This is a genomic window from Myxococcus xanthus (genome assembly GCF_013116825.1).
Lineage (GTDB): Bacteria > Myxococcota > Myxococcia > Myxococcales > Myxococcaceae > Myxococcus > Myxococcus xanthus_B.
Window position 1 is genome coordinate 18,331 of sequence record NZ_JABFNS010000079.1, and the last position, 25,045, is coordinate 43,375.

The 25,045-nt window shown below is 70.4% G+C and carries 16 protein-coding genes; 6 read left to right on the forward strand and 10 right to left on the reverse strand.

The window, feature by feature from the left end:
- Positions 1-14: 14 nt before the first annotated feature.
- Both HNV26_RS22370 and HNV26_RS22375 read right to left on the reverse strand, forming a co-directional pair.
- On the reverse strand, positions 15-4,112 hold the full coding sequence (locus HNV26_RS22370; protein ID WP_171443036.1) for a DUF4215 domain-containing protein: 4,098 nt from the start codon (positions 4,110-4,112) through the stop codon (positions 15-17).
- Between the two features lie 20 nt (positions 4,113-4,132).
- Positions 4,133-5,974 carry an OmpA family protein gene (locus HNV26_RS22375; RefSeq protein ID WP_436410053.1) on the reverse strand — a complete coding sequence of 614 codons (1,842 nt, stop codon included), beginning with the start codon at positions 5,972-5,974 and terminating at the stop codon, positions 4,133-4,135.
- 358 nt (positions 5,975-6,332) lie between these two features.
- On the opposite strand from HNV26_RS22375, the gene HNV26_RS22380 reads away from it, so the two are divergent.
- The 3 genes from HNV26_RS22380 to HNV26_RS22390 all read left to right on the forward strand — a co-directional run bounded on the left by HNV26_RS22380 (position 6,333) and on the right by HNV26_RS22390 (position 10,568).
- Positions 6,333-8,435, forward strand: a complete 2,103-nt coding sequence (locus HNV26_RS22380; RefSeq protein ID WP_171443038.1) for a sigma-54-dependent Fis family transcriptional regulator — start codon at positions 6,333-6,335, stop codon at positions 8,433-8,435.
- Positions 8,436-8,610: 175 nt separating this feature from the next.
- Positions 8,611-10,131 carry an aldehyde dehydrogenase gene (gene adh, locus HNV26_RS22385; protein WP_171443039.1) on the forward strand — a complete coding sequence of 507 codons (1,521 nt, stop codon included), beginning with the start codon at positions 8,611-8,613 and terminating at the stop codon, positions 10,129-10,131.
- Positions 10,131-10,568, forward strand: coding sequence for a DUF779 domain-containing protein (locus HNV26_RS22390; RefSeq protein WP_171443040.1), 438 nt, complete (start codon positions 10,131-10,133; stop codon positions 10,566-10,568). The genes adh and HNV26_RS22390 overlap by 1 nt, the downstream gene beginning before the upstream one ends.
- Positions 10,569-10,695: 127 nt before the next feature.
- Here HNV26_RS22390 and HNV26_RS22395 read toward each other — a convergent pair whose 3' ends face one another.
- Positions 10,696-11,589 (reverse strand): putative RNA methyltransferase, encoded by an 894-nt coding sequence (locus tag HNV26_RS22395; RefSeq protein WP_216612605.1) that lies wholly within the window; start codon positions 11,587-11,589, stop codon positions 10,696-10,698.
- Positions 11,590-11,998: 409 nt separating this feature from the next.
- A complete protein-coding gene (locus HNV26_RS22400) occupies positions 11,999-12,343 on the reverse strand; it encodes a hypothetical protein (RefSeq protein ID WP_011555013.1) in 345 nt (114 codons plus the stop codon).
- Between the two features lie 40 nt (positions 12,344-12,383).
- Here HNV26_RS22400 and HNV26_RS22405 point away from each other — a divergent pair, with 40 nt between their 5' ends.
- Positions 12,384-13,709: a tetratricopeptide repeat protein gene (locus HNV26_RS22405; protein WP_171443041.1), complete on the forward strand. Its 1,326-nt coding sequence runs from the start codon at positions 12,384-12,386 to the stop codon at positions 13,707-13,709.
- Here HNV26_RS22405 and HNV26_RS22410 read toward each other — a convergent pair.
- Both HNV26_RS22410 and HNV26_RS22415 read right to left on the reverse strand, forming a co-directional pair.
- On the reverse strand, positions 13,690-15,021 hold the full coding sequence (locus HNV26_RS22410) for a M16 family metallopeptidase (RefSeq protein ID WP_171443042.1): 1,332 nt from the start codon (positions 15,019-15,021) through the stop codon (positions 13,690-13,692). The genes HNV26_RS22405 and HNV26_RS22410 overlap by 20 nt on opposite strands.
- Positions 15,018-16,565, reverse strand: a complete 1,548-nt coding sequence (locus tag HNV26_RS22415) for a sensor histidine kinase (RefSeq protein WP_171443043.1) — start codon at positions 16,563-16,565, stop codon at positions 15,018-15,020. The genes HNV26_RS22410 and HNV26_RS22415 overlap by 4 nt, the downstream gene beginning before the upstream one ends.
- Before the next feature lie 275 nt (positions 16,566-16,840).
- Here HNV26_RS22415 and HNV26_RS22420 point away from each other — a divergent pair, with 275 nt between their 5' ends.
- Positions 16,841-17,323 (forward strand): hypothetical protein, encoded by a 483-nt coding sequence (locus HNV26_RS22420; RefSeq protein ID WP_171443044.1) that lies wholly within the window; start codon positions 16,841-16,843, stop codon positions 17,321-17,323.
- Positions 17,324-17,404: 81 nt separating this feature from the next.
- Here the strand turns inward: HNV26_RS22420 and HNV26_RS22425 are convergent, their stop codons facing one another.
- From HNV26_RS22425 to HNV26_RS22435, 3 genes are read right to left on the reverse strand one after another with little or no spacing between them, the layout of a single operon-like run.
- On the reverse strand, positions 17,405-20,551 hold the full coding sequence (locus HNV26_RS22425; protein WP_171443045.1) for an efflux RND transporter permease subunit: 3,147 nt from the start codon (positions 20,549-20,551) through the stop codon (positions 17,405-17,407).
- A 22-nt stretch (positions 20,552-20,573) separates the two neighbouring features.
- Positions 20,574-21,737, reverse strand: a complete 1,164-nt coding sequence (locus HNV26_RS22430; RefSeq protein ID WP_171443046.1) for an efflux RND transporter periplasmic adaptor subunit — start codon at positions 21,735-21,737, stop codon at positions 20,574-20,576.
- Entirely contained in the window at positions 21,725-23,113 is a 1,389-nt protein-coding gene (locus HNV26_RS22435; RefSeq protein WP_171443047.1) for a TolC family protein, read from the reverse strand. Before HNV26_RS22435 ends, HNV26_RS22430 begins: the two co-directional genes overlap by 13 nt.
- A gap of 120 nt (positions 23,114-23,233) precedes the next feature.
- Between HNV26_RS22435 and HNV26_RS22440 the strand changes: the two genes are divergently transcribed.
- The gene (locus HNV26_RS22440; RefSeq protein WP_171443048.1) at positions 23,234-23,689 is read left to right on the forward strand and encodes a MarR family winged helix-turn-helix transcriptional regulator; all 456 of its coding nucleotides are present in this window, start codon (positions 23,234-23,236) and stop codon (positions 23,687-23,689) included.
- A gap of 81 nt (positions 23,690-23,770) precedes the next feature.
- On the opposite strand, the gene HNV26_RS22445 is transcribed toward HNV26_RS22440, so the two are convergent.
- Positions 23,771-24,799 carry a coiled-coil domain-containing protein gene (locus HNV26_RS22445; protein ID WP_171443049.1) on the reverse strand — a complete coding sequence of 343 codons (1,029 nt, stop codon included), beginning with the start codon at positions 24,797-24,799 and terminating at the stop codon, positions 23,771-23,773.
- Positions 24,800-25,045: the final 246 nt, after the last annotated feature.

A 25,045-nucleotide genomic window follows, 5' to 3' on the forward strand; every position in this document is an offset into this window, starting at 1 on the left:
GTAGCGGTCAGCCCTTAGCCGCGCTTCCTCCGGCGGAGGCCGAGCAGGCCCAGGAGCGCCAGCCAGGACGCGGCGGGCGCCGTGCTGCAGCCGCCACCGGCGAAGGCCCGGGTGAGCTCCACCGTCCACGAGTACGCCGCGGGGGTGCTGTCCACGTTGCCCGCGCGGTCCGTGGCCCGCACGCGCAGGGTGTGCTGACCCTCGCCCACGTCATAGCTGTCCCGGCAGGGCTCGAAGGGGCCCCCGTTCAAGCTGCACTCGTAGGTGACGTCCTCCTCGGACGCGCCGTACTCGAAGGTCGCCGTCCGGTCGCCGCCGCGCGAGGGCGGCGTGCGCGGGATGCGCGTGTCGGGCTCCTGGGTGTCGATGATGAACTCGCTGGGCGCGGAGGGCTCGCTGGTGCGGCCCTCGCTGTCGGTGGCGGTGGCCGTCACCGTGTGCGGGCCATCCTCCAGCGGCTGGGCCGGCGTGCAGGTCCACGCGCCCACGTCGTTGGTGGTGGTGGTGCAGAGCACCGTGTCGCCCTCGTACACCGTCACCACCGTGCCCGGCGCCGACGTGCCGCTCAGGGGCGGCGTCGACGTGTTGAGCACCGCGCCATCGGCGGGCCCGGTGATGACCGGCGGCTCCGTCGTGGTCAGGGTGATGGTGAAGGTGACGGGCGTGGAGGTGGGGCCGGGGTTGCCGCCCGGAGGCGTGGCGGTGGCCGTCACCGTGTGCGGGCCTTCGGCCATGGGCGTGGTGGGCGTGCAGCTCCAGTTGCCCGCCGCATCGGCCGTGGTGGTGCAGAGGGCGGTTCCTCCCTCGTACACCGTCACCTCGTCACCTGGGGTCGCCGTGCCGCTCAGCACGGGCGTCTGCGTGTCCAGCACCGCGTCCGGCGCGGGGCCCGTGATGACCGGAGGCGCCGGCGGCGAGTAGTCGACGATGAAGTCCACCGACGTGGACGTCTGCGGCGCGCCCGGGAAGGTGGAGGTGATGACGGCGGTGTGCGGTCCTTCCTCCAGGTCCGTCGGCAGCGTGCAGCGCCAGTTCCCCTCCGCGTCGGCGATGACGGTGCACACCGGCGCGGGGTTGCCGTCCAGGTACACGTCCACGGTGGCGCCCGGCGTGGCGGTGCCCTCCAGTTCCTCGCCGGCGGTGCCGCCCGGCGTCGGGGACGTGACGACAGGGGCCGTCTGGCAGATGGACAGCGCGTCCACGCGGTACGTCACCGCCGTGTCGGAGTTGTTGGCCAGGTCGCAGTCGGTGTCGACCAGCGCGATGCGCACGTCACCCGTGGCCGCCGTGAAGTCGCGGGACAGGGGGAAGCCCAGGGGCATGGCCTCGGCGCGCGTGGCGGAGCCCGGACCGCCGCGGGGCGTGTAGCCCAGCGAGAAGCCCTGCACCTGCGTGCCCGCGTTGGCGCTGACGCCGATGACGCCGGGGTACCAGTTGGCGCCACCCGAGTAGCTCACCGCGCCGGCCACGTACCGGACGCGGTAGCGGCCCGGCACGCCCAGCCCGGCCTGGATGGCCGCGTCGGGCAGCACGGGGGCGTCGATGTCCGACACCTGCGTGCAGTTCGCGTTGCCCTGGCGGGTGATGAACACGCTCACGTCCGCCGTCTGGCACGCGGCGCCGCTCTCCACGGTGCACGTGGCCGAGCAGCCGTCCCCGTTGGCGGTGTTGCCGTCATCGCAGGCCTCGCTGTCCGCCTTGATGCCGTCACCACACGTCACGGCGCACACCGACGGGATGCCGGTGCAGCCGAACCCGTCCTCGATGGCGCAGGTGGCGTTGCAGCCGTCGCCCGCCGTGGTGTCGCCGTCGTCGCAGCGCTCACCCTCGTCGAGGATGCCGTTGCCGCAGACGTTGGGGCTGATGCAGGTGTTGGTGGTGGGGTTGCAGACGCCGCTCTCGCAGACGCCAGACGCATTGCAGGGCTGGCCGTCCTCCAGGAGGCAGCGCGAGGAGCAGCCGTCGCCGTTGTTGAGGTTGCCGTCGTCACACACCTCGGCGCCCGCGCGGGTGCCGTCGCCGCAGGTGGTGGCGCAGGTGCTGGGCGCGCCGCTGCACGTATAGCCGTTCTCCACGCGGCAGCTCGCGTTGCAGCCGTCGCCCGCCGTGGTGTTGCCATCGTCGCACTGCTCGCCGCTGTCCACCGTACCGTTGCCGCAGGTGAAGAAGCACTGGTTGCCAGCGCCAGGGCAGCTCCAGCCCGGCTCCACCGCGCAGGTGGCGTTGCAGCCGTCCCCGTTGGCGGTGTTGCCGTCATCACACGCCTCGGCGCCCGCGCGGGTACCGTCGCCACAGGTGGTGGCGCAGGTGCTGGGCGCGCCGCTGCACGCGTAGCCCGGCTCCACGCGGCAGCCGGAGGTGCAGCCGTCGCCGCCGGTGGTGTTGCCGTCGTCGCACGTCTCGTTCGAGTCCAGCGCGCCGTTGCCGCAGCTCTGCACGCACACGGACGGGCCGGTGGCGGGCGCGCTGCACGCGTAACCCTCCTCCACGCGGCACTCGGTGCTGCAGCCGTCCGTCGGGTTCAGGTTGCCGTCATCGCACTGCTCGCCCGGGTCGACGGTGCCGTTGCCGCAGGTGAGCACGCAGACCTGGCCCGGGGCGGGGCAGGCGTAGCCCAGCTCCAGGGTACAGGCGTTGGAGCAGCCATCACCCAGGGTGGTGTTGCCGTCGTCGCACAGCTCACCCGCGTCCATCCGGCCGTTGCCGCACAGGGGGGCGCAGGTGGACGGAGCGCCCTGGCACTCGTAGCCGCGCTCGATGCGGCACGCCGAGGAGCAACCGTCCGAGTCGTAGGCATTGCCGTCATCGCACTGCTCGCCCGGGTCGATGGCGCCGTTGCCGCACGTCATCACGCAGGCCTGGCCCGGGGTGGGGCAGGCGTAGCCGGACTCCACGCGGCAGCTCGCGTTGCAGCCGTCGCCCGCCGTGGCGTTGCCGTCGTCGCACTGCTCGCCCGGGTTCAGCGTGCCGTTGCCACACGTCTGGGCGCAGGTGCTGGGCTGGCCGGTGCAGCCGTAGCCCGCCTCGATGCCGCAGGTGGCGGAGCAGCCGTCACCGTTGGTGGCGTTGCCGTCGTCGCACTCCTCGCGCAGGGACACGGCGCCGTCGCCGCAGCGGTCGTCGTACGCGTCCACGAACAGGTAGCGGAAGGCGTTGGGCTCGGTGGCGGCGTTCTCGTTGCATAGCTCGATGCGGTTGAGGCCCGTGCGCCAGGGGGCGTTGGTGCCGAACTCGCGGAAGATGTTCTTCTGCCAGGGCTGGCCCGCCGGCTCGTTGACGACCGTGGGCGTGAAGTTCTGCCCGTTCACCCGCGCGCTGTCGAACTGGTTGTCGTTGAAGGTGGCCAGCCGCAGGCGGAACTGCGAGACGTTGGTCGTCGAGGGCACCATGAAGTCCTGGTACACGCAGACGGGGGCGCCCAGCGGCGCCTCCATGAAGCGGGCCGTCTGGATTTCCTGGGGCCAGTCGTCGGCGTTCCGCGGTCCGGTGGCCGCGCCCGTGGTGGTGCCGCTGTAGAACCAGTGCGGATCCGGGCCGACCTCCAGCCGGCGGTTGTTCTCGTCCACGCCGGTGTTGAAGACCGTCACGCCCGCGCGCACGCAGCGGCTGGGGCTGCCAGCGCAGGCGAAGCCAGGCTCCACCTCGCACAGACGGTTGCAGCCGTCGCCCTCGAAGCGGTTGCCGTCGTCACAGACTTCCTGCGCGTAGGACGGGTGGGCGCGGTTGTCGAACACGCCGTTGCCGCACAGGGACAGGTCACACGTCGCCGTGCAGTCGGAGCCGGGGGCGTTGCTGTCACACGCCTCGCCGGAGTCGACGACGTTGTTGCCGCACAGGCTCGCCAGCGAGCAGGGGCGCCCGGGCACGTGGCACAGGTAGCCTGCTTCGATGGTGCCGGTGGCGGAACAGCCGTCGCCGCTGGTGGTGTTGCCGTCGTCACATTGCTCGCCGGGCTCGAGCTGGCCGTCTCCGACGAGGGAGGCGGTCCGGCTCACGAGCACGGGCTCGGTGGGGGGCACGGCTGTCCGGGCACCGCCCGAATCACAGCCGGTCAGGGATGAGAGCAGCGCGAGACAGAGCGCCGCCGTCTTGAAGAGGACACGCGTTTTCATGGGGATGTCTGCCTCGGTTCTCAGTGGGTGTCGGGAGAGGGCTCGCCCTGCTGCGTCTGCACGCCCTCTGCGTCGCCGACGATCTTGAACTCCACGCGGCGGTTCTTCGCGCGGCCCTGGGTGGTGTTGTTGTCCGCGATGGGCTGGGTGGGACCGAAGCCCTTGGCATCCAGGCGCTCCCGGGCCACGCCCTTGCTCACCAGGTAGCGAACGACGGCGTCGGCGCGGCGCTGGGACAGGTCCAGGTTGTAGTCAGGGTTGCCGCGGTCGTCGGTGTGGCCCTCGACACGCACCTTCTCTACTTCTGGGTGGGCGATGAGGATGTTGGCCACCGTGTCGAGCAGCTTGTTGCTGCGCGCGATGATGACGTCCTTGTTGTTCTCGAAGTAGACGGCCTCGAGCAGTTGGATGCGATTCTCGCCAATCTGCGCGAGCTGCTTCTCCTTGCAGCCGTGGTTCTTCGCCGGGCCAGCCTCGGTGGGGCAGTTGTCGAGCCGGTCGACGATGCCGTCACCGTCGGTGTCCTTGTCCGGGCAGCCGCGGTTCTCCTTGGGCCCGGCCTCGTTGGGGCAGCGGTCGGCGGTGTCGAGCACGCCGTCGTTGTCGTTGTCCGGGTCGGGGCAGCCGTCCTCGTCCTGGAAGCCGTCCTTGTCCTCGGCCTGGTCCGGGCACTGGTCCTTGGCGTCGGAGATGCCGTCCCCGTCCGTGTCCGGGTCATCCGGGCAGCCGTCCTGGTCCTCGAAGCCGTTGAGGTTCTCCGCCTCCTTCGGGCAGCGATCCGCCAGGTTGGGCAGGCCGTCGCCGTCGTCGTCCCCGTCCGGGCAGCCATTCAGCTCCGACAGGCCCTCGTCGGTGGGGCAGCGGTCGGCGGCGTTCTTGATGCCGTCGCCGTCCAGGTCGAAGTCCGGACAGCGGGCGGGGTCATGCGGCTGTCCCTCCACACATGCGTTGGGCGTGGAGGCGGGGGTGCCGAAGGTGAGGCCGGCGAGCACCCGGAACGACGGCGTGCCCGGCGTGCTGCCGAAGCCAGGGCCACCCATGGCGTAGACTTCCGTGCCCGCGGGCATGGGAACGCGCACGCCCAGCAGCACTTCCATCGACTCCGGCGCATCCGCGACGGGCAGGGTGCCGCGCACCACCAACTCCTGGCGGAAGCCGAGCAGTCCGGCGGACAGGTTGACGCCGCCGTTCAGCTCCGTGCCCAGTTCATCGAGGTGCGGCTGCGTGTTGGGGGACAGCGCATACGTCTTGGTCCGCACCAGCGCGCCCAGGTCGGCGCCCACGCGCCACGTGCCACCCAACTGCTTGCCCAGGCCGAGCCGAGGCGAGAAGACGAAGCCCTGGTCCCGGGTGAGCGTCTCCGTGCTGCCAATGGGCAGGGCCGCGCCGAGGTGCAGGCCCAGGTCCATCAGCCCGCCGCGCTGCTCGGAGAGGATTCCCGCGCGCGCCTGGAGCCACGGCGTGCCCAGCGCGCTCGTGGACGGCGTGGCGACGCCCAGCGCCGCGGTGTCCGGTCCCCATTGGGACACGATGGGCACCTGCGCGCCGAGCTCCAACCAGTCGGTGATGGCATAGGCACCACTGAGGTGCACCGTCACGCGGTTGGAGACGATGACACCTTGCTGCGCTCCACCGGAGACGAGCACCAGGGGCTCCTTCTCATAGTGTCCGGTGAAGCCGAGGCGGTACTCGCCGCGGGACATGAGATCGCCGGTGGACAGCACCAGGCTGTCGCGTGCACCGGGATTGAGTTGCAGCCGCTCCAGCTCGATGCCGGGGATGCGCTGCGCCTGGGCCTGGGCCGTGACCGCCCAGAGGACGGCCAGACCTCCAAGCCACGGGTGATACGGATGTGAAGACAAGAGTTCCTCCCCCTCAACGTGGCGCCGGAAAAGCGCACGCGGGTGTGTCCGCCATGCTTGAGACGCGGGGTGTTTTGCACGCAACGCGCCACGTTTGCCACGGGGGGAACCTCAGAGGTGGGTGAGAGGGACCTGGGGAGTGGGTTGGGTTTGGACGGGGGCGGTTGACGTGTCAGCGCCGTGTCGCGCCGCCGCCTGACGCGTCAATGACGTGTCAGGCGAGGTCCCGGCACCAGATGTCAAAGGTGGGGTGGGGGGCGACCCGCGCTGTGTGATGCGTTGCGTCAGGTTGGGCCAGAAACACTGCGGCGTTCCCCGGTTGTTGTCGCCATCGGGATTCCACCAAGATTCAAGGTCCTTGGGGACGCTGACGCTCAGCGCATCACCGCTCCTGTGGGAGCAGTTCCTCGTGGGGGCACTCGACGGGGAGGCGGGGTTGCGTCCGGAGTTGCGCTCCATCCTCCCCCGCTGGCAGCGCTCACGGTCGCTGGGCGCCCCGAGCACCGGACAGCCGGACGAAGGGCCCAGCGTGGGCAGCCTGGCGCTGGTCGAGCGCCGGGCCCGGCTGGAGCCGGTGTGGCACGAACTGGGCGGCATGCTGGAGATGTTGTCGGCGGCGCCCCTTCCTTCGGGGCGGGTGGCGCTGCTCGCGGACCGCGAGGGCGTCATCCTGGCGACGCGCAGCTCGGGCGGGGACTTCACCCACCACGCGGATTACGTGCGCCTGGTGGAGGGGGCCTGCTGGGATGAGACGTCTCGCGGGACGAATGCCATTGGCACTGCCCTGGCGGAGTCCTCCGCCGTCGCGGTGGTGGGGCCGGCGCACTACGCGCAGCGGCACCATGGGCTCGTCTGCTACGCGGCGCCGGTCCATGACCCCTTTGGAGAGCTGGTGGCCGTGCTGGACGTCACGGGGCCGGCTGGCGCGGCGGATCCGCTGGTGCTGGTGGCGGTGGCCAGTGTGGCCCATGCCGCCGAGGCGCGGCTGCGCGAGGTCGCCTGGGCCCGGGTGGCCGCGGCGGCGCGGGGGGGATTGGAGTCGCGCCTGTCGCGCGAGGATGGCCCGGTGCTCGTCGTCGAGCCGATGGGGCGGGTGAGCCGCTTCAATGCGTCCGCGCGCGCGTTGCTCGGTGGGCAGGGGCCGACGGCGGTGGAGGCTGCGCTCGGTGTCTCGTGGCGGGTGCTGACGGACGCCGCGTTGCGAGGCGTGGCGCTGGAGACGCGTCTTGCTTCACAGGGGCCGGCCTGGCGCATCCATGCGGAGGCGGTGGGGACGGGGGATGGGAGCTCGGCGCTCGCGGTGCTGGTACGGCTGGAGTCTTCGGGTGTCCGGTCCCTGGGCATGACCCCTGGGAGCGCGGATTCAGGTCCGGCGGCGGAGCCTTCCCCTGAGGGGCGTGCGCCTCGCACGCTGTCCTGGGACCTGTGGGGGGCGGATACGGTGGTGCCACCTGGACCGTGGGCGGCGCTCAAGGGGAACGACCCGCAGCACTGCGCCACGTTGCGAGAAGCGGAGCGGTTCGCGCCCACGAGCTTGCCGGTGCTCCTGCTGTCGGAGACGGGCACGGGCAAGGAGCTCCTCGCTCGCGCACTGCACGCGGCCAGTACGGTCGCCACGGGGCCCTTCGTGGCGGTGAATTGCGGCGCGCTGTCGCCCGCGTTGCTGGAGAGCGAGCTGTTCGGCCATGCGCCTGGTGCCTTCACCGGCGCGCGTGTCGGCGGCGCGGAGGGAAAGCTGGCGGCGGCGGACGGCGGAACGCTCTTCCTCGATGAGCTGGCGGAGATGCCGCCCGCGCTCCAGGTGTTGCTGCTCCGGGTGCTGGAGGACGGGGCCTATTCGCGCGTGGGCGAGTCCCGTGTGCGACGCTCGCGCTTCCGCCTGGTGGGCGCCACGTGCAGGGATTTGGACGCGGCCGTGCGCACCGGCGCGTTCCGCTCCGACCTCTATTTCCGCCTCCAGGGCGCGGTGCTGCGGCTGCCGCCGTTGCGCGAGCGCAACGACCTGCCGGAACTGGCCCATGCACTCCTCCGGCGGCTGTCGGAAGATGAAGGCCTGGCCACGCCGAGCATCTCCGCCGCCGCGCTCACCCGGCTCGCGGCCCACCCCTGGCCCGGCAACGTGCGCGAGCTGAAGACCGTGCTGCGGTTGGCGCTGGTGCGCGCGGCAGGCGCCCCCGTGTTGGACGTGGACGCCCTGCCGTCAGGCCTGGGAAGCCCGCTCTCTCCCGGGGCCCAGGTGGAACCTCGGCCCGCCGCGCCGCCTGTCTCCAGTCCGCCGAGTCAACCGAGCGCGAGTGCCGCCGCCGGCCCGCTGCGCGAGCTGGAGGCCCGCGCCATCCAGGAAGCCCTGGCGCTCAGCGGCGGCAACGTGGCGCAGGCCGCCCGGCGTCTGGGCATCGCACGGAGCACGCTCTACCGGATGGCGGAGCGCTTCGGCATCACGCTGCCCTCGCGCGCCTGAACGTTCACTGGAGGACGGTGTCCATCGCGCGACGCACCTGTCGCGCTCCGCGCCATGTGTGTCCGGACAGGTGTCGCGGAGCGGGACACGACGCGCCGCAACGTCGACGGACGCGAGCACTGGCACGCGCGCTGCTCTGGGGGGCCCGGTCACCCAACCACCCAAGGAGAGCGCAGTGATCTACGCCGCCCCCAATCAGCCTGGCTCCAAGGTGCAGTTCAAGCCCCGCTACCAGAACTTCATTGGCGGGCGCTGGGTCGAACCCACGCGTGGTCAGTACTTCGAGAACATCAGCCCCGTGACGGGCAAGCCCTTCTGTGAAGTGGCCCGCTCCACGGCCGAGGACATCGAGAAGGCGCTGGATGCGGCCCACGCGGCCCGGCTCTCCTGGGGCCGCACCTCGCCGACCGCCCGAGCGAACATCCTCAACAAGATCGCCGACCGGATGGAGCAGAACCGGGAGATGCTCGCGGTCGCCGAGACGTGGGACAACGGCAAGCCCGTGCGTGAGACGCTGGCCGCGGACATCCCGCTGGCCATCGACCACTTCCGCTATTTCGCCGGGTGTATCCGCGCGCAGGAAGGCGGGGTGAGCGAGCTGGACCACGACACCGTCGCCTACCACTTCCACGAGCCACTGGGCGTCGTGGGGCAGATCATCCCCTGGAACTTCCCGCTCCTGATGGCGGCCTGGAAGCTGGCCCCGGCGCTGGCGGCGGGCAACTGCGTGGTCCTCAAGCCCGCGGAGCAGACGCCCTCCAGCATCCTCCTGTGGACCGAGCTCATCCAGGACCTGCTGCCCGAAGGTGTGCTCAACGTCGTCAACGGCTTCGGCGTCGAGGCGGGCAAACCGCTGGCCAGCAGCCCGCGCATCGCGAAGGTGGCCTTCACCGGCGAGACGAGCACGGGCCGGCTCATCATGCAGTACGCCAGTGAGAACCTCATCCCCGTCACGCTGGAGCTGGGCGGCAAGAGCCCGAACATCTTCTTCGAGGATGTGATGGCGCACGACGACGACTTCTTCGACAAGTCGTTGGAAGGCTTCGCCATGTTCGCGCTCAATCAGGGCGAGGTCTGCACCTGCCCGTCGCGCTCGCTCATCAGCGAGCGCATCTACAGCCAGTTCATGGAGAAGGCGCTCGAGCGCGTCCGCAAGGTGAAGGCGGGCAACCCGCTGGACACCGACACCATGGTCGGCGCCCAGGCGTCCAACGACCAACTAGAGAAGATCCTCAGCTACATCGACATCGGCAAGAAGGAGGGCGCCAAGGTCCTCATCGGCGGCGAGCGCGTGGCGATGTCCGGCGACCTGAAGGACGGCTACTACGTGGCGCCCACCGTGTTCCAGGGCCACAACCGGATGCGCGTCTTCCAGGAGGAGATTTTCGGCCCCGTGGTGAGCGTGGCGACCTTCAAGGACTTCGACGACGCCATCCGCCAGGCCAACGACACGCTGTACGGCCTGGGCGCCGGCGTGTGGACGCGTGACGGGAACACCGCCTACCGCGCGGGGCGCGCCATCGAGGCGGGCCGCGTGTGGACCAACTGCTACCACATCTACCCCGCGCACGCGGCGTTCGGCGGCTACAAGCAATCCGGCATCGGGCGGGAGAACCACCGGAAGATGCTGGACCACTACCAGCAGACGAAGAACCTGCTGGTCAGCTACAGCCCCAAGGCCATGGGCTTCTTCTGATGAGCGGCGCCGGTGCCGTCCCCGGCACGGGCGGACAGGACGGCGCCACGGCGGTGGCCCGGGTGGACGTGACGCCCGAGGCCGCCGCCGTCATCCGCCAGCTCCGCGCCACGCACGGGCCCTTGATGTTCCATCAGTCGGGAGGCTGCTGCGACGGCAGCGCGCCCATGTGCTACCCCGTGGGGGACTTCCGCGTGGGCCAGCGAGACGTCTTCCTGGGCGAGGTGGAAGGCTGCCCCGTCTACATTGGCGGCGCGCAGTTCGAGGTCTGGCAGCACACGCACCTCACCCTGGACGTGGTGAAGGGGCGGGGCGCTGGCTTCAGCCTGGAGTCCCCGCTGGGCGTGCGCTTCCTCACTCGCAGCCGCGTCTTCACGGACGAGGAATACGAACGGATGAAGAACGCGCCGCCGCCTCGGCGTGGACCTCCGGAGTAGCCGCTCCGGCGTCATCCCGTGGGGTGGGACGACGGGTGTCTATCTCGACTTCAACCCCCTGCCCCGCGCGGGGCAGGGGCCCAGACCGCGCGGGCATCGCGGTCTGGGCTCCTCGCGCGAGCGCTGCTCAGGCGGGCGCGGAGCCGTTCCTCTCCACGCGGTGGTAGCTGGCCACGGTGAAGGACGCGGTGACGGTGAAGGGCTCGGGCAACACGTCCGCGCGCCGCCGCAGTTCCTCCGTGGATACATGGAACGCGCTGGGCCCCATGGCCGCGATGTGGAACGCGTCGTCGCGCGTCAGCCGCAACGTCAGCTCCAGCGCTTCCCGGACGCCGGGCTCGAACGTGGCCCGCAGCCGTGTGTGGAGCCGTTCCTCCTTTCGCGCGTCGACGCTCAGCAGCCCCATGGGTTGGATGAGCTGTGTCAGGTGCTGGTCCGTGGGGGTCACGATGAGCAGCGCGCCTCGGCGCTTCAGGACGCGGTGGAGCTCCGGGATGTTGCGAGGAGCGAAGACACTGAGCGCCAGTGCAACGCTGTGATTTCGGATGGGCAACGTCCGCTCGCCGTCCGCGATGAGGGCTCCCGCCCGGGCGTGGGCCCTGGCGGCCCGGCGGGCAGCGAAGCGGGAGATGTCGATGGCGAGCCCCGTCAGCGCCGGACACCGGTCGAGTACACGGGCCAGGTAGTGCCCGGTACCCGCTCCCACATCGAGCACGCAGCCCTCGGTCGCATCGGCGCCGGTGAGCCGCGCGGCATGCTCCGCCAATCGCGCGGCCAACGGTTCGTAGTGGCCCCGCGCGAGGAATGCCTCTCGCGCGGCGACCATCGACTGGGTGTCGGCATTGCCCGGGGCGCGGTGGCCCGGCAGGAGGTTGACATAGCCCTGTCTGGCGACATCGAAGCCATGGCGCGCCACACAGCGCAGCGCCGTTGCCTCCTGACGAAGCGGTGACTGGCAGAGAGGACAGCAGAGCAGTGGAAGCAGGGGCGGAGGAAAGCGGGGCGAAGCGGACGCTGACATGCGGAAAGGGCTCCAGAGGCTCGTGGCGGCGCATGGCCGGGAACGAGTCGCGGAAGGCCCTCAGGCGCGGGGTGTCAGGACCCTGGGATGAGCGCCCGGCAGCCCGCACGCGCGTGGAAGCCGCACGCGCATGACGGAGGTCCGTCACGCACGGGGCGCACGCCAGGCGAGGCCGAGGCTCAGGAACAGGAGCGCGGCACATCGCGCCCGGGCCTTCCGCGACGCGGAAAGCGGGCACGAAGGCAGCAAAGAGACCGGGGAGGCCCTACGAGGGCACACATCGCCTGGAACGGACGCAGTGCTGCGGCGTCCGAACAGCGCGGAGCAGTCCGCTTGCTGCCGCGCTCAGCCGCGCAGGCGGCGCAGGGACACGGGGGCCAGGTGCCGACAGGAATCCATGACGAGGAGCCTATGCCGCTTCGTCGAACACTTCCAGCGCGTCGCGCACGCCGGGCAGCGCGGTGAGCAGCTCGAACTCGTCGGACTGGAGCATGGAGACGCGGCGGCCGGAGAGGCGCTCCATGAGGAGCTCGATGCGGTGTTCGCCCTTCCCAGTCGCGTGGCGGAAGATTCGCGCGCGGAAGCCCTCCGCGTGGCACGCGAGGATGTCCTTCTGGAGGCTGCGCAGCCGCCGGACGACCTTCAGCGCCGCTCGCCCCTCGGGGGTCTCGAACGTGTGGAAGTGCCGGTTCCGCGACAGCGGCTTGCTGGGGTCATGGAGCCTCTCCACGAGGCGCCGAACGAATGGGTCCATCGACGAAGGAGGATAACATCCGGTACCCTGCGCCTCAGCGATGCACCGTCTTTTTCGAGTCAGACCGTGGACCCTGGCGCTCCTTCCGCTGCTTGCTTGCAAAGAGCCGGAAGTTGCCGCCGCGGAGAACAAGGCCAAACGGGCCCAGGAAGCATTGACTGAGGCCCGCGGCCACCTGTCCAGCGGACAGGCCAACGCCGCGCTTGCCGCATTGAGCAGGGCCGCCACCGCGGCGCCTGACAATCCGGAGCCGCACCTGCTCATGGCGCAGGCCCACCGCATGGCGGGCAATGAGGGCGCCGCCATCCTGGCCTTGAAGCAGGCCGCCTCCATGTCGCCGGGCTCGGACCCCACCATCCAGCGCCAACTGGCCGACATCTACCTCCAGCAGGGCCTCACCAAGGACGCGCTCGCGGCGCTCATCACCATGCGGGACGCGGGAAACCTGCCGGACGCGGACGTGCTGCGGCTGGCCCGTATCCAGGCGCGTGAGGGCATGATTGATGCCGCGTTCAAGACGCTGGAGAACATCCTGCGGGAGAACCCGGACGACGCCGAGGCCAAGTCCGTCGAGGCCGAGGTGCTCTGGCTCAAGGGCGACGAGCTCCTGGCCGCCAACCTCATGGACCGGCTCCTCAACCAGGACCCGGCGCTGGCCTCCGCGCGGCTGCTGCGCGCGCGCTACTTCCTGGTCAGCGGCTTCCCGGACCTGGCCGAGTCCGACCTGAACGCCGTGAAGGGCGCTGACGCGGAGCGGCCGGAGGTGGTGACGCTGCGCGCGCGGGTGCTGCTGGCCCTGGGCCGGGCCGCGGACGCGGAGGAGGCCCTGCGCAAGCTGGTGGAGGCGCAGCCGCAGAACGCCGACGCGCTGGCGTGGCTGGCGGAGTCTGTGCGGGTGCAGGGCCGCCGCGCGGATGCGCAGTCCCTGGTGGACCAGGCGCTCCAGCTCAACCCCCGGCTGGCCCGGGCGCAGTACGTGCGCGGGCGCTCTCTGGAGGAGCAGGGGGACCGCCGCAGCGCGGAGGAGGCCTACCGCTTCGCGCTGTCCGCGGAGCCCCGCTTCGCGCCCGTTCACGCCCGGATGTGGCGCATCCACTTGAATGCGGACCGCATCACGGACGCGGAGACGTCGCTGGAGCTGCTGCTCAGCATGAGCGAGGCCACCATCGAGGAGAAGGCCCAGCTCGCCGCCCTCTATGCGCGGATGCAGACGAAGGTGACGCAGGGCCTCAAGCTCATCGACGAGGCCCTGAAGCGGGAGCCGGAGAACCCGGACTACCTCCGCACCCAGAAGGCGCTGAACGCGCTGCTGCCGAAGCCCAAGAAGAAGTCCTCGGGCCCGGTCATCATCCGCGGCGGCCGCTGACCACCGCCAGCGGCGCGGCCTCCGGCCCGGGAAGGCCGGGGGCATCCGCCACCACGCGCTCGAGGGCCTTGAGGCCCTTGCGCTGGCCCACCGCCACCACCGTGAGGTTCTCCCGGTTGAAGTAGCGCCGGGCCACCTCGCGCACGCGCGCGGCGGACTGTGAGTCCACCAGGTCGGCGCGGTGGCCAAACGACTCCGGCGTGCGGAACAGCTCCGTGCCGCCGAACCAGCCGGCCAGCTCGCCCGGCGAGTCCTGGGAGAACTCCAGCAGCATGCGGTGCCGGCGCTTGGCGCGCGCCAGCTCCTCTTCGCCCACCTCGTTCTCACAGAGGGTGGACAGCACGCGGAAGGCCTCGGTGATGACCGTCGCGGCCTTCTCCGGAGCGCTGGCGGCCTCAATCTCGAGGAGCCCCGCGTCGTGGTACGCGTCCAGCGACGCGCTCACGGAGTACGCCAGGCCGCGCTTCTCCACGATTTCAAACGGCAGCCGCGACGACAGACCGTCATCCAACACGCGGCGGAGAATCTGCAGCGCGGGGTAGTCCTCGTGCTGCTCGGGGACGCCGCGGAAGTTGAGGCGGAACTCTGTCTGCGACTCGTCATGGCTGACGAAGTGCAGGCGCGGGCCGGCCGGGGTGAGGGGCGGCGGCGCCTCGACGCTGGACGGGCCGCGCGGGAGCCGGGCGAAGGCCCGCTCGGTCATCTCCACGACTTCCGAGCGATTCACCCGGCCGGCGGCGGTGACGACGATGTTCCCCGCGACGTAGTGCTGGGCGAAGTGCTCCAGAATCTGCGGGTGCGTCATGTTCGTGACGGACTCGCGCGTGCCGGCGATCTTCAGGGCCAGCGGGTGTCCGGGGAAGAGCAGGTGCTTGGACAGGTTGTCCAGGTCGATGTCCCGGCCCTTCTCGTCCACCTCGTCGAGCATCTCCTCGAGGATGATCTGCCGCTCCACCTCCATGTCGGTGAGGCGGGGACGGGTGAGCATGTCGCCGATGATGTCCAGGCCCACGCGCAGGTGCGCGGGGTGGATGGGCGTGTAGTAGTACCCGTGGTCCCGGGTGGTGACGCCGTTGAGGTTGCCGCCGACCTCTTCCACCGCCGCGTTCATCTTCACGGTGTCCGGCCAGCCCTCGCTGCCGCGGAAGAAGAGGTGCTCCAGGTAGTGGCTGACGCCATTGCTGACGAGCGTCTCGTGGCGGCTGCCCGTCCGCACGTAGACGGCGAGCAGGGCGGTGTGGAGGTGGGGCGTCTCGATAGTGACGACGCGCAGCCCGGAGGGCAGCACGTCCCGGTACGTAGTGAAGCTCATGCGCGAGGAAGCCTTAACACGAAGGCCGTCCCCTGGCCGGGAATACTCTGGCAGGAGAGCGAGCCACCGTGCACCTGGAGGATTTGCTGACTGACGGCCAGGCCCAGGCCCGTGCCCCCCTCCTTGGTGGTGAAGAAGGGCTCGAAGAGGCGCTGTCGGATATCTTCCGTCATGCCCTGTCCGGTATCGCGCACCGTGACTTCCACGGCGTCTTCCGCCGGACGGGTGATGATGGTGAGGCGGCCGCCGGACGGCATGGCCTCGCGGCTGTTTCGCAACAGGTTGAGGAAGACCTGCCGCAGCTGGCCCTCGTCGGCGAGCACGTGCGGGGTATCCAGGGCGAAGTCGCGCACCACTTCCACGCCGGCGCGCTCCAACTCCTCGCGGGTGAAGTCGAGCACGGTGTCCAGCACGGCGGTGACGTCGCGCGGGTCCAGGTCGGGCCGGGGAGGGCGGGCCATGCGAAGGTACTGCTCGGTGACGTCCGCCAGGCGGTCCACCTCCTGGGTGACGGCGGAGATGAGGTCCTTCACCTCGGCCGCGTCCTCGGGGGTCGCGAAGCGGGCGGTTTCGAACCCGTCCTGGAGCAACTCCACGTTGAGGCCAATGGAGGACAGGGGGTTGCGCACCTCGTGGACGATTTGCGCGGAGATGCGGCCCACGGCGGCCAGCTGCTCCGCGCGCATGAGGGCCTCGGCCTGGGCCTTGAGCTGGGCCTCGCGCGCCTGGAGCGAGCGGGCCATCTGGTCGAACTCCCGGGCCAGGACGGCCACCTCGTCGTCGCCGCGCACGCCGAGCTGGGCGTTGTAGTCACCGCGGCCGATGCGGGACACGCCCCGGATGAGGTTGCGCATGGGGCGCAGCGTGCGGGCGGACCAGGCGGTGGCGCCCACGCCCACGGCGATGGCGGCCACGGAGAAGCCGATGATGAAGAGGCCGGTGGTGCGCTCGCGCTCCTCGGCGCCGTCCACGCGCTCGCGGATGCGGTTGGACAGGGCGGCGCGCAGCACGCGAATCTCGCGGCCGATGGCGTTCTCCTCCTGCCGCAGCTGGGCGGTGGCGACGGCGACCTGTTCCCGGTCCGGATTCTCCGTGGACAGGACGGCGAAGACGGCCTCCGCGGCGCGGCCATAGTCGCGGTAGCGGGCCTGGAGCTCGCCGAAGCGGTCCTCCAGGCCCCGGATGAAGGGCACCTCGCTGTCGGGGGCGGAGGCCAGCACCTCATGCGCCTTGGCCTGGGCGGCGGCGAGCCGCTGCGTCATGAGGGGCGAGTTGTAGGTCCGGGCCAGCCGGATGAAGGCGCGGCGGATTTCGACGTTGCCCTCTTGAATCAGGCGCTCGGTGTCCTTCTCCTGGGTGGCGTGGAAGGTCTCCAGCTCCGCGGCGTCCTGGGAGAGCTGGAGGTAGCCCTGGCTCACCAGCCGGATCTCCAGCCGGTTGCGGTGGAGCTCCGTCACGCTGAACAGGGACACCAGCCCGAAGGTGCCGAGCACCACGGCGTAGCCCAGGAAGATGCGTGTCGCGAGGGAGAGCTTCACGGGCATTCCTCGCTACGTGGCGGGCCGTCCAACCGCAAGTCTCGTCTCCAGGGGAGGGGATACCTCCAGTGGGTCTCAGCGTACTCCAGGGGGCGCACCGGTACCCGTCCGAATCCGTGCTGGTTCGAGCGGAAGGCGCGGCGCCAGGGATTGGCCGCTGGATTGGTTTTTCTTCGAACCAGGTTTTCGCCTCCCTTTCGTATGCCAATGCGAGCCCGTGATTCCTCGTGGGAGCGGGCCGGTCCGTGTCTCCCATTGGGGGGAGACGTCAGAGGGGAGCCATGATGAAGCTGAAGACGCTGGTGGGTGCCGTGGTGATGGCGATGATGACGGCCTGCGGGCCGCTGGAGGAGTCGTCCGTCGATGAGGGCGCGCAGGTGTCCACGCTCTCGGCGGAGGAGCTGGAGAAGCTCCAGTCTTCGATTCCGGTGCCGGACGCGGAGATGCTGCAGGCGCTCCAGACGGCGTGCGGTACAACGCCCGAAGGTGCCTGCATCGCCGCCGGGTACGGCGCGTGTACGGGGTGGTCGGCCATGGTGGATTGCGGCGCCATCTCTGCGTGCGACCCGGACGACACCGCGTGCAAGATCCGCGTCTGCGACCCCGAGCGCCCGGGCGACTGCGAGATGTACACGACGGGGACGCAGTACCAGGCCCGCAATCAGTACCGCGTGTGCTCCAACACGGCGGGCCAGACGTGCACCGAGTACCTCCGGAGCAGCCGCAGGATCTGCGGCTGCGGCGGCAATGGCATTCCGTTCTAATCGCTGACAGGCCTGACAACACGAGGCCCGGCCCCTCAAGTGAGGAGCCGGGCCGGGACACGTTCATGCCTGCCGCGGGACTCAGTGCGACGCGGCGGGGGTGGGCGCTGCTTCGTCCTCGCCCGTGGCCCGCTTCGCGTCGCCGCGGAGCTTCTGCATCAGCACGTAGAGGCCGGGGATGAATACGAAGTTCACCACCGTGGACACCAGCATGCCGCCGAACACCGCCGTCCCCAGGGAGTTGCGGGACGCCGCGCCGGCGCCGGAGGCCATCATCAGCGGCACCACGCCCAGGAGGAAGGCGATGGAGGTCATCAGGATGGGGCGCAGGCGGACCTCCGCCGCCTCCACCACCGCGTCGATGGCGCTCTTGCCGCCCTCCCGGAGCTGCTCGGCGAACTCCACGATGAGGATGGCGTTCTTGCTGGCCAGGCCGACCAGCATCACCAGTCCCACCTGGCAGAACACGTCGTTGGCGAACCCGCGCGCCAGCTGCAACCCCAACGCGCCCATGATGGCCAGGGGCACGGAGAAGATGATGACCAGCGGCAGGCTGAAGCTCTCGTACTGCGCCGCGAGCACCAGGAAGACGAAGAGCAGGCCCAGCGCGAAGATGATGGCCGTCTGCCCGCCGCTCTCCTTCTGCTCCAGGCTGATGCCCGTCCACTCCGCGCTCATGCCCTGAGGCAGGTGCTGTGTGGCCAGCGTTTCCATGGCCTCCAGCGCCTGTCCGGAGGACACGTCCGGCGCCGGCTGCCCGTTGATCTCCGCCGAGCGGAACAGGTTGTAGTGGCGGATGACCTGGGCGGACACGGTGGGCTCCACCTTCACCAGCGACTCCAGCGGAATCATGTCCCCGGTGTCGCTGCGCACGTAGAAGGCGCCGATGTCCGACGGGCTGTCGCGGAACTGCTGCTCCGCCTGGACGTACACCCGGTAGGTGCGGTTGGCGTAGTTGAAGTCGTTGACGTACTGGCTGCCCATGTAGACCTGCATGGTGCCGAACACCTGCTCAATCGGCACGCCGAGCGCCTTCGCCTTCTGCCGGTCCACCTCCACGTCGAGCAGCGGCGTGTCCGCGTTGAAGGTGCTGAAGGCACCGCGCAGTTGCTCGTGCTCGTTGGCCTTCGCCACCAGCATCTGCGTGGCCGCGGCCAGGTCATCCAGCGAGCTGGTGCCGTCGATGTCCTCGACGATGTACTGGAAGCCGCCCACGCTGCCGACGCCTCGGATGGCGGGCGGCTGGAAGGGCATCACGCGCGCTCCGCCGATGCGGCTCAGCGGGGCGCGCAGCCGCTCCACCATCGCGGCCACCGACTGGTCCTTGCCCTTGCGCTCCTCCCAGGGCGTCAGCGACGAGAAGATGGTGCCCATGTTGGGGCCGCTGCCCATCATGGAGAAGCCGCCAATGGCGAACATGGCGCGCACCTCGGGCTGCGCCTGCAAGACCGCCTCCGCCTCCGCCAGCACCTTCTCCGTCTGGGCGAGCGACATGCCCTCGGGGCCCTGGATGGAGATGATGAGGTAGCCCTGGTCCTCGTCGGGGATGAAGCCCGTGGGCGCGGCGCGGAAGAGCAGCACCGTGCCGCCGATGCACGCCAGGAACGCGACCAGGACCAGGACCGGATGCTTCAGCAGCTTGCGCAGGCCCCGGCCGTAGAGCGCCTTGGTCCCGTCCAGTACCTTGTCCACCCAGCGGAAGAAGACCCACTTGGGTCCCTCGTGGTGCTTCAGCATCTTCGCGCTGAGCGCCGGGGTGAGGGTGAGGGCGCAGAAGGTGGACAGCGCCACGGAGGCGGCGATGGTCAGCGCGAACTGCCGGTAGATGGCGCCGGTGGTGCCCGGGAAGAGCGCCACCGGGACGAACACCGCCACCAGCACCACGGAGATGGCGATGACCGCGCCGGTCACCTCCTTCATGCCTTCGCGCGCGGCCTGTACGGGGGACAGGCGTCGCTCCACCATCAACCGCTCGATGTTCTCGATGACGACGATGGCGTCGTCCACCACCAGGCCCGTGGCCAGCGTGAGGCCGAAGAGGGTGAGGGTGTTGATGGAGAAGCCCATCAGGTGGACGAAGGCGAAGGTGCCAATCAGGGAGACGGGGAGGGTGAAGGCGGTGATGAGCACGCTGCGCCAGCCGTGCAGGAACAGGAAGATGACGAGGATGACGAGGACGATGGCTTCCACCAGCGTCTTGATGACCTCGTTGATGGAGGCGCGGACGGCCAGGGTGGTGTCGGTGCCCGTCTGGAACTGCATGCCGGGCGGGAACTGCTTCGAGAGCCGCTCGAGCTCCGCGTACACGCCGTCGCGTACGTCCAGCGCGTTGGCGGTGGGCAGCTGGAAGATGCCCAGGCCCACGCCCGTCTTGCCGTTGAAGCGCAGGACGGAGCCGTAGTTCTCCGCGCCCAGCTCCACGCGGCCCACGTCCTTCACCCGGATGCTCGTGCCGTCCGTGTCCCGCATCAGGACGATGTCGCCGAACTCCGCCGGCTCCACCAGCCGGCCCCGGGCCCGCACGGCGATCTGGTAGGGCTGGTCCTCGGTGGACGGCGGCTGGCCAATCTGACCCGCGGCCACCTGGAGGTTCTGCTCCTGGAGCGCGCGCGTCACGTCCTGTGGCGTGAGCTTGCGGCGCGCCAGCTCCGTGGGGTCCAGCCACAGGCGCATGGAGAACTTGCGCTCGCCGAAGATGCGCACGTCACCCACGCCGGGCACGCGCTTGATGGCGTCCTTCAGGCTCACGTCGGCGTAGTTGCTGAGGAACTTGGCGTCGTAGCGGTTGTCCTCGCTGAACAGGCCCACCGTCAGCAGCATCTGGTTGGAGGCCTTGTTGACGACGATGCCTGTCTGGTTCACCTGCGAGGGCAGGCGGGCCGCGGCGCGGCTGACGCGGTTCTGCACGTCGACGGCGGCCACCTCGATGTCGCGCGTGGCCTCGAAGGTGATGGTGATCTGGCTGGTGCCGTCGTTGCTGCTGGTGGAGGTGATGTAGCGCATGCCCTCCACGCCGTTGAGCTCCTGCTCCAGCGGGATGGTGACGGCGCTCTCCACCACCTCGGCGCTCGCGCCCACGTAGGTGCTCGTCACGGTGACTTGTGGCGGCGCCAGGTCCGGGTACTGGGAGATGGGCAGCGTGGGGATGGCAATCAGCCCCACCAGCGTCAGCAGGATGGAGCAGACGATGGCGAAGACGGGCCTGCGGATGAAGAAATCGACGAACATGGTGCTCTATCCGGCCCTTCGTTCAGCGGCTCCCGCCGACAGTGCCGCCACCATTGCCAGAGGCCCGGGGCGGGCCGCTGCCAGTGGGGGCGTTGGGGGCGTTGGCCTGCTTGGGTTTCACCGCCATGCCGTCACGCAGCGCTTGCAGCGAGGACACGGCGACCTGGTCACCCGACTGGAGCCCGCTCTCCACCACGTAGGCCATCTCGCCCAGCGCGCCGAGCGTGATGGGGCGGCGCTCCACCACCGTCTTCCCGTCCTCCTTCGCCAGGACCACCAGCGCGAAGGGCTGACCGCTCTGCCGCACGATGGCGAGCGCGGGAATCTGCAGCGCATCCCGGGCCGAGTACACGAGCCGTGTGCGCACCAGCTCGCTGGGCCGCAGGCCCACGGTGTTGCGAAAGGCGGCCTTCACCTCCACCAACTGCGTTCGCGGGTCCGCCTGGGGCGCGATGTAGAACACGTTGCTGGTGAGCAGCACCTTGCCCGTGCTGTCGAGGATTTCGAGCACGGTGTCGGGCTTCATCGACCGGGCGCGCGGCGACGGCACCGACACGCTCACCTCGAGCACGTCCGCCTGCGCCACGCTGGTGAGCGGCGTCGTCATGCCCACGTAGTCACCCAGCCGCACCAGCACGTCGCCCATCGTGCCGGCGAAGGGCGCGCGCACCACGTGGTACTGGAGCTGCACCTGGCGCTGCGTCACCTGCGCTGCGGATGAGCGCGCCGCGGCCTCGGCGGCCTCCACCTGCGCGCGGCCCTGCTCCAGCTCCTGCGCGCTCGCGAGCCCTTCCTTGTAGAGCGCCTCGGTGCGCTCCAGCGTGCGGCGCGCCAGCTCCAGGCTCACCTGGGTGGAGCTGAGCTGCGCCTTCGCGCTGTCGAGCGCGGCGGTGCCTTCGCGCGCGTCCACCTCGATGAGCGCGGCGCCGGCCTCCACCTTGTCACCGGGGCGCACGTGAATCTTGCGCACGTAGCCCGCGACCTGGGGCAGCACGTTGACGTTCTGCCGCGATATCAGCGAGCCCAGGTACTCCCCCGTTTCGCGCACCTCGCGCGGGGTGAGCGTCACGACTTCCACCTCGCGGGGCGGAGGGGCCGGCGGGGCGGCCTTCTGGCCCGAGCAGCCCGCCACCACCGCCAGCAGGGTGACACCCCACATCGCCTTCATCTGATTCACCAGTCGCACCGCGCCTCCGTCAGGAATGCGTCCAGGCGCGCCTGGACGAGCTCGAATTCACGCAGCACCAGGGTCAGCTCCGCCTGGCGCAGCGCCGCTCCGCTTTGCACCAGCTCGAGGCTGCTGCCGCGGCCCACTTCAAATGAACGGCGGGTGAGGCGGTCCGTCCGGTCCGCCAGGTCGCGGGACGCCACCGCCGTCGCCACCAGGGCCTCGGCCACCTCCACGGCGCGCCGGGCCTGGGCCACCTGAATCGACACGTTGCGGCGGGTGCTCTCCAGCGTCTCCGCCGCCTGGCGCTCGAGCCCCTCTCGCTCGCGAATCAATCCGCCGCGCAGGCCGCCTTCCCAGATGGGGACGGAGAGCACCGCGGACACACTCCAGATGGCCACGCGGCCGAAGCCGGGGTCCGTGGTGAGGCCAATGGCGGTGCTCGACAGGCCCAGCGTGGGCAGGTAGCCGGCGGTGGCTTGTTGGCGGCTGTCACGCGCGGACTCCAGCTGCGCGCGCGAGGCCACGAGGTCCGTCCGCTCGTTCACGTCCTTCAAGGGCGTGCAGGACCGCTGCGTCTCGTTCACCAGCCCCTGGAGGTTGAAGTCCCGGCTGACGCCAACGGCGTTGCCGAAGCCCACCGCCAGACCCAGGGCCTCGCGGCTGCGCCGCAACTGCTCGTCTCCCGCGACGAGGGCGCTGCGCGCCACCGCCACGTCCTGCTCCACGCGCACCACGTCCAACTGGTTGCCCGCGCCCAGCTCATAGGTGCGCTGCGCGAGCGCGAAGCGCTCCAAGGCCTGCCGCAGGCCCACGCGGTTGATCTCCGCCGCCCGCTCCGCCGCCACCGTGGATACCAGCACCTGGGCCAGCCCCCGGGTGAGCAGCCGCCGCGTCTCGCTCAGCGTCGCCGCCGCGCCTTCCTCGGCGGCCACGGCCGAGGCGCGCCCGCGCCAGGCGCTGATGTCCACCAGGGATTGCGTCACGTTCGCCGTGGCGGTGAGCAACGGCGTGGAGGGACCGCGGGTGTCGCCGCCACCAAGGCCCACCAGCGGCGTACCGCCAGCGCCCACGGGGAGGTCGGGGTTGAGGAGGTCCACACCAACACTGGACGACAGGCGCGCATTGGGGAGCAGCGCGGCCAGGGCCTGCCGGGAGCGGCCAGCGGCGCGCTCCACGCCGGCTTCGGCGCTTCGGAGGTCGGTGGAGCGCTCCCGGACGAGCGCGAGCGCCTCGTCCCAGGTCGTCACCTGCCGCTGGGCGGGGGCAACGGGGGTGAGCATCGCGTCTTCCACCTTCGGCTGGAAGGGGACGGGCGCAGGAATGGACGGTGACGGCTCGGTCAGCGTCGACGCTGCGACGAGCGCCAAGAGAATGACGGAAAGGGATGCCATACGAGGAGGAGGAAATGAGGGAACTGCGTGTGGGCTGAAAACTTCCCCCCCGTTGTGACCAAACGCGTCGCGTCGATGTAATTGACAATGGTTGTAGTCTGCAACCATCTTTAGGGAGAGATGACTGTCCCGGAGCAAATGGCCTCGCTGCGGCGCGCCATCCGTCGCCTCCTCACCGAGCGGCTGGGCGAGCAGACCAGCAGACCCTTCATGCAGTTGTTGGCGCTGAACGCCATCGCCGACGGTGTGCGCAGCCAGGCCGCCATCGCGGAGCGGCTGCTCGTGGACGCACCCGCGGTGAGCCGGCTCGTCGCGCGTCTGGAAGAGGACGGACTGGTGAAGCGAAGCACCGCGGAAGATCGCCGGTGTGCGCGCCTGGAGCTGTCCCCAGCCGGTCAGGCCGAGCTGAACCTGCTGCGTGACGCGCTCCTATGGACAGACGCGGAACTGCTTCGCTACCTCACGGCGCAGGAGATGGCGGAGTTCAAGCGCCTCACGGTCAAACTCCTGACGGGCCTCCTCCAGGCCCGGGGGCCGGTGCCGCTGGAAGGTGGCTGCGGCCCGTCCGACCCTTGATGTGGAAATGACGAAGGGCCCGGCCCTGGAGGTCCTCCAGGATGCCGAGCCCTTCAAGGTGCCCATGTGAGGGCGGGTGCGTCAGGCCTGCGCGGGCTTGGACTCCGCGTCGGTCGGAGCGCTCTCAGGCAGCTGCTGCTCGGTGTCGGCCGGGGCCTCCGCCTTGGGGGTGGCCTGGGCCTCGGCCTCGGCGCGCACGCGCGACGTCTCCTCGGTGCGCTGGTCGCTGGCGGCGACCTCCTCGGGCGTCAGCTCCGTGCGGTCGGCGAGCATGCCCGTCTTCTTCTCCAGGTCCTTGATGGCCCGGCGAATCAGGTCGCGCTCCAGGAGCGTGCGGTTGAGGCGCTTCTCCAGGGCCTTGTACTTGTCGCGGCTCAGGTCCAGGTCGTGCTTGGTGGCGGCATAGACGCGCTGCTGCGTCTCGTTGCGGCCCTTCACCCGGCGCAGCTCCTTCTCCAGCTCCACCGCGCGGAGGCGGTCCTTGTTCGCCGCCTGCTCCAGCCGCTCCATCTTCTCGCGGTCGGCGTCATTCAGCTCGCGGTAGCGGCGCTGGCCACGCTCCTGCGGCACCGTCTCCGTCGCCGTGGGCACCACCGGCACCACCGCGGCGATGACGGCCTCGCCCTCCTGGGCGGGCGCGGCGACCTGCGTGGCGGGCGCGGCGATGGGGGCGGCCGGCGCGGGCTGCGGGCGGCGGCCCTTGGACTCCAACTCCGCCTTCAGCCGCTGGTTCTCCACCAGCGCGTGGGACAGCTCCTCACGGGTCCGCTCGAGCTGCGTGGAGGCGCTGCGCTCCACCTCGGCGCGCGCCTTGGCCAGCTCCTGCGCGCTCTTGTCGGACTCCTTCTGCTCGTAGAGCTTGCGCTTGGCCTGCTTCAGCTGCTCCTTCACGTCCTGAAGTTGAGTGCGCTGCTCGTCCAGCTCCTTCTGCTTGCGCTGCAGCTCCGCCTCGGCCTTGGCACGCGCCTGGGTGTCCGTCACCAACTCGGCGCGGGGCGCCGACGACGACGTGGACGACGACGGAAGCGCGGCGTGCTTGGGGCCGGCGAAGAGATTGAAATAGAGCGAGATGGCGAGCCCGACAGCAAGGGCGAGGACCAGGACCAGCACGGGAACGACCTCCACGGGGAAATGCAAAAAGCGGGGCAGCCTACCGTCAGCCCCCAGGGCGTCAAGGGTCCACTGCTAGACGTGCTTCGGTTCACTCCCTGCGTCGCCCCGGCCGGCGGCCCGGCGTGCGTCCGGGGCGCCGGCCGTCGCCTCAGTACGCGTACTCCCAGCCGCCGCGCCCACCGGTGCGGGCTCCCAGGCGAGCGCCCAGTTCCCGCAGCCGGCGGACCCGTTCGGGGATGTCTC

Excerpts from the sequence above, each read along its gene's own strand:
- HNV26_RS22440 (WP_171443048.1), top strand. The coding sequence starts at position 23,234 with ATGACTGTCCCGGAGCAAATGGCCTCGCTGCGGCGCGCCATCCGTCGC.
- HNV26_RS22425 (WP_171443045.1), bottom strand. The coding sequence starts at position 20,551 with ATGTTCGTCGATTTCTTCATCCGCAGGCCCGTCTTCGCCATCGTCTGC.
- HNV26_RS22395 (WP_216612605.1), bottom strand. The coding sequence starts at position 11,589 with ATGTCAGCGTCCGCTTCGCCCCGCTTTCCTCCGCCCCTGCTTCCACTG.
- HNV26_RS22400 (WP_011555013.1), bottom strand. The coding sequence starts at position 12,343 with ATGGACCCATTCGTTCGGCGCCTCGTGGAGAGGCTCCATGACCCCAGC.
- HNV26_RS22410 (WP_171443042.1), bottom strand. The coding sequence starts at position 15,021 with ATGAGCTTCACTACGTACCGGGACGTGCTGCCCTCCGGGCTGCGCGTC.
- HNV26_RS22415 (WP_171443043.1), bottom strand. The coding sequence starts at position 16,565 with ATGCCCGTGAAGCTCTCCCTCGCGACACGCATCTTCCTGGGCTACGCC.
- HNV26_RS22370 (WP_171443036.1), bottom strand. The coding sequence starts at position 4,112 with ATGAAAACGCGTGTCCTCTTCAAGACGGCGGCGCTCTGTCTCGCGCTG.
- HNV26_RS22405 (WP_171443041.1), top strand. The coding sequence starts at position 12,384 with ATGCACCGTCTTTTTCGAGTCAGACCGTGGACCCTGGCGCTCCTTCCG.
- HNV26_RS22420 (WP_171443044.1), top strand. The coding sequence starts at position 16,841 with ATGATGAAGCTGAAGACGCTGGTGGGTGCCGTGGTGATGGCGATGATG.
- HNV26_RS22435 (WP_171443047.1), bottom strand. The coding sequence starts at position 23,113 with ATGGCATCCCTTTCCGTCATTCTCTTGGCGCTCGTCGCAGCGTCGACG.
- HNV26_RS22390 (WP_171443040.1), top strand. The coding sequence starts at position 10,131 with ATGAGCGGCGCCGGTGCCGTCCCCGGCACGGGCGGACAGGACGGCGCC.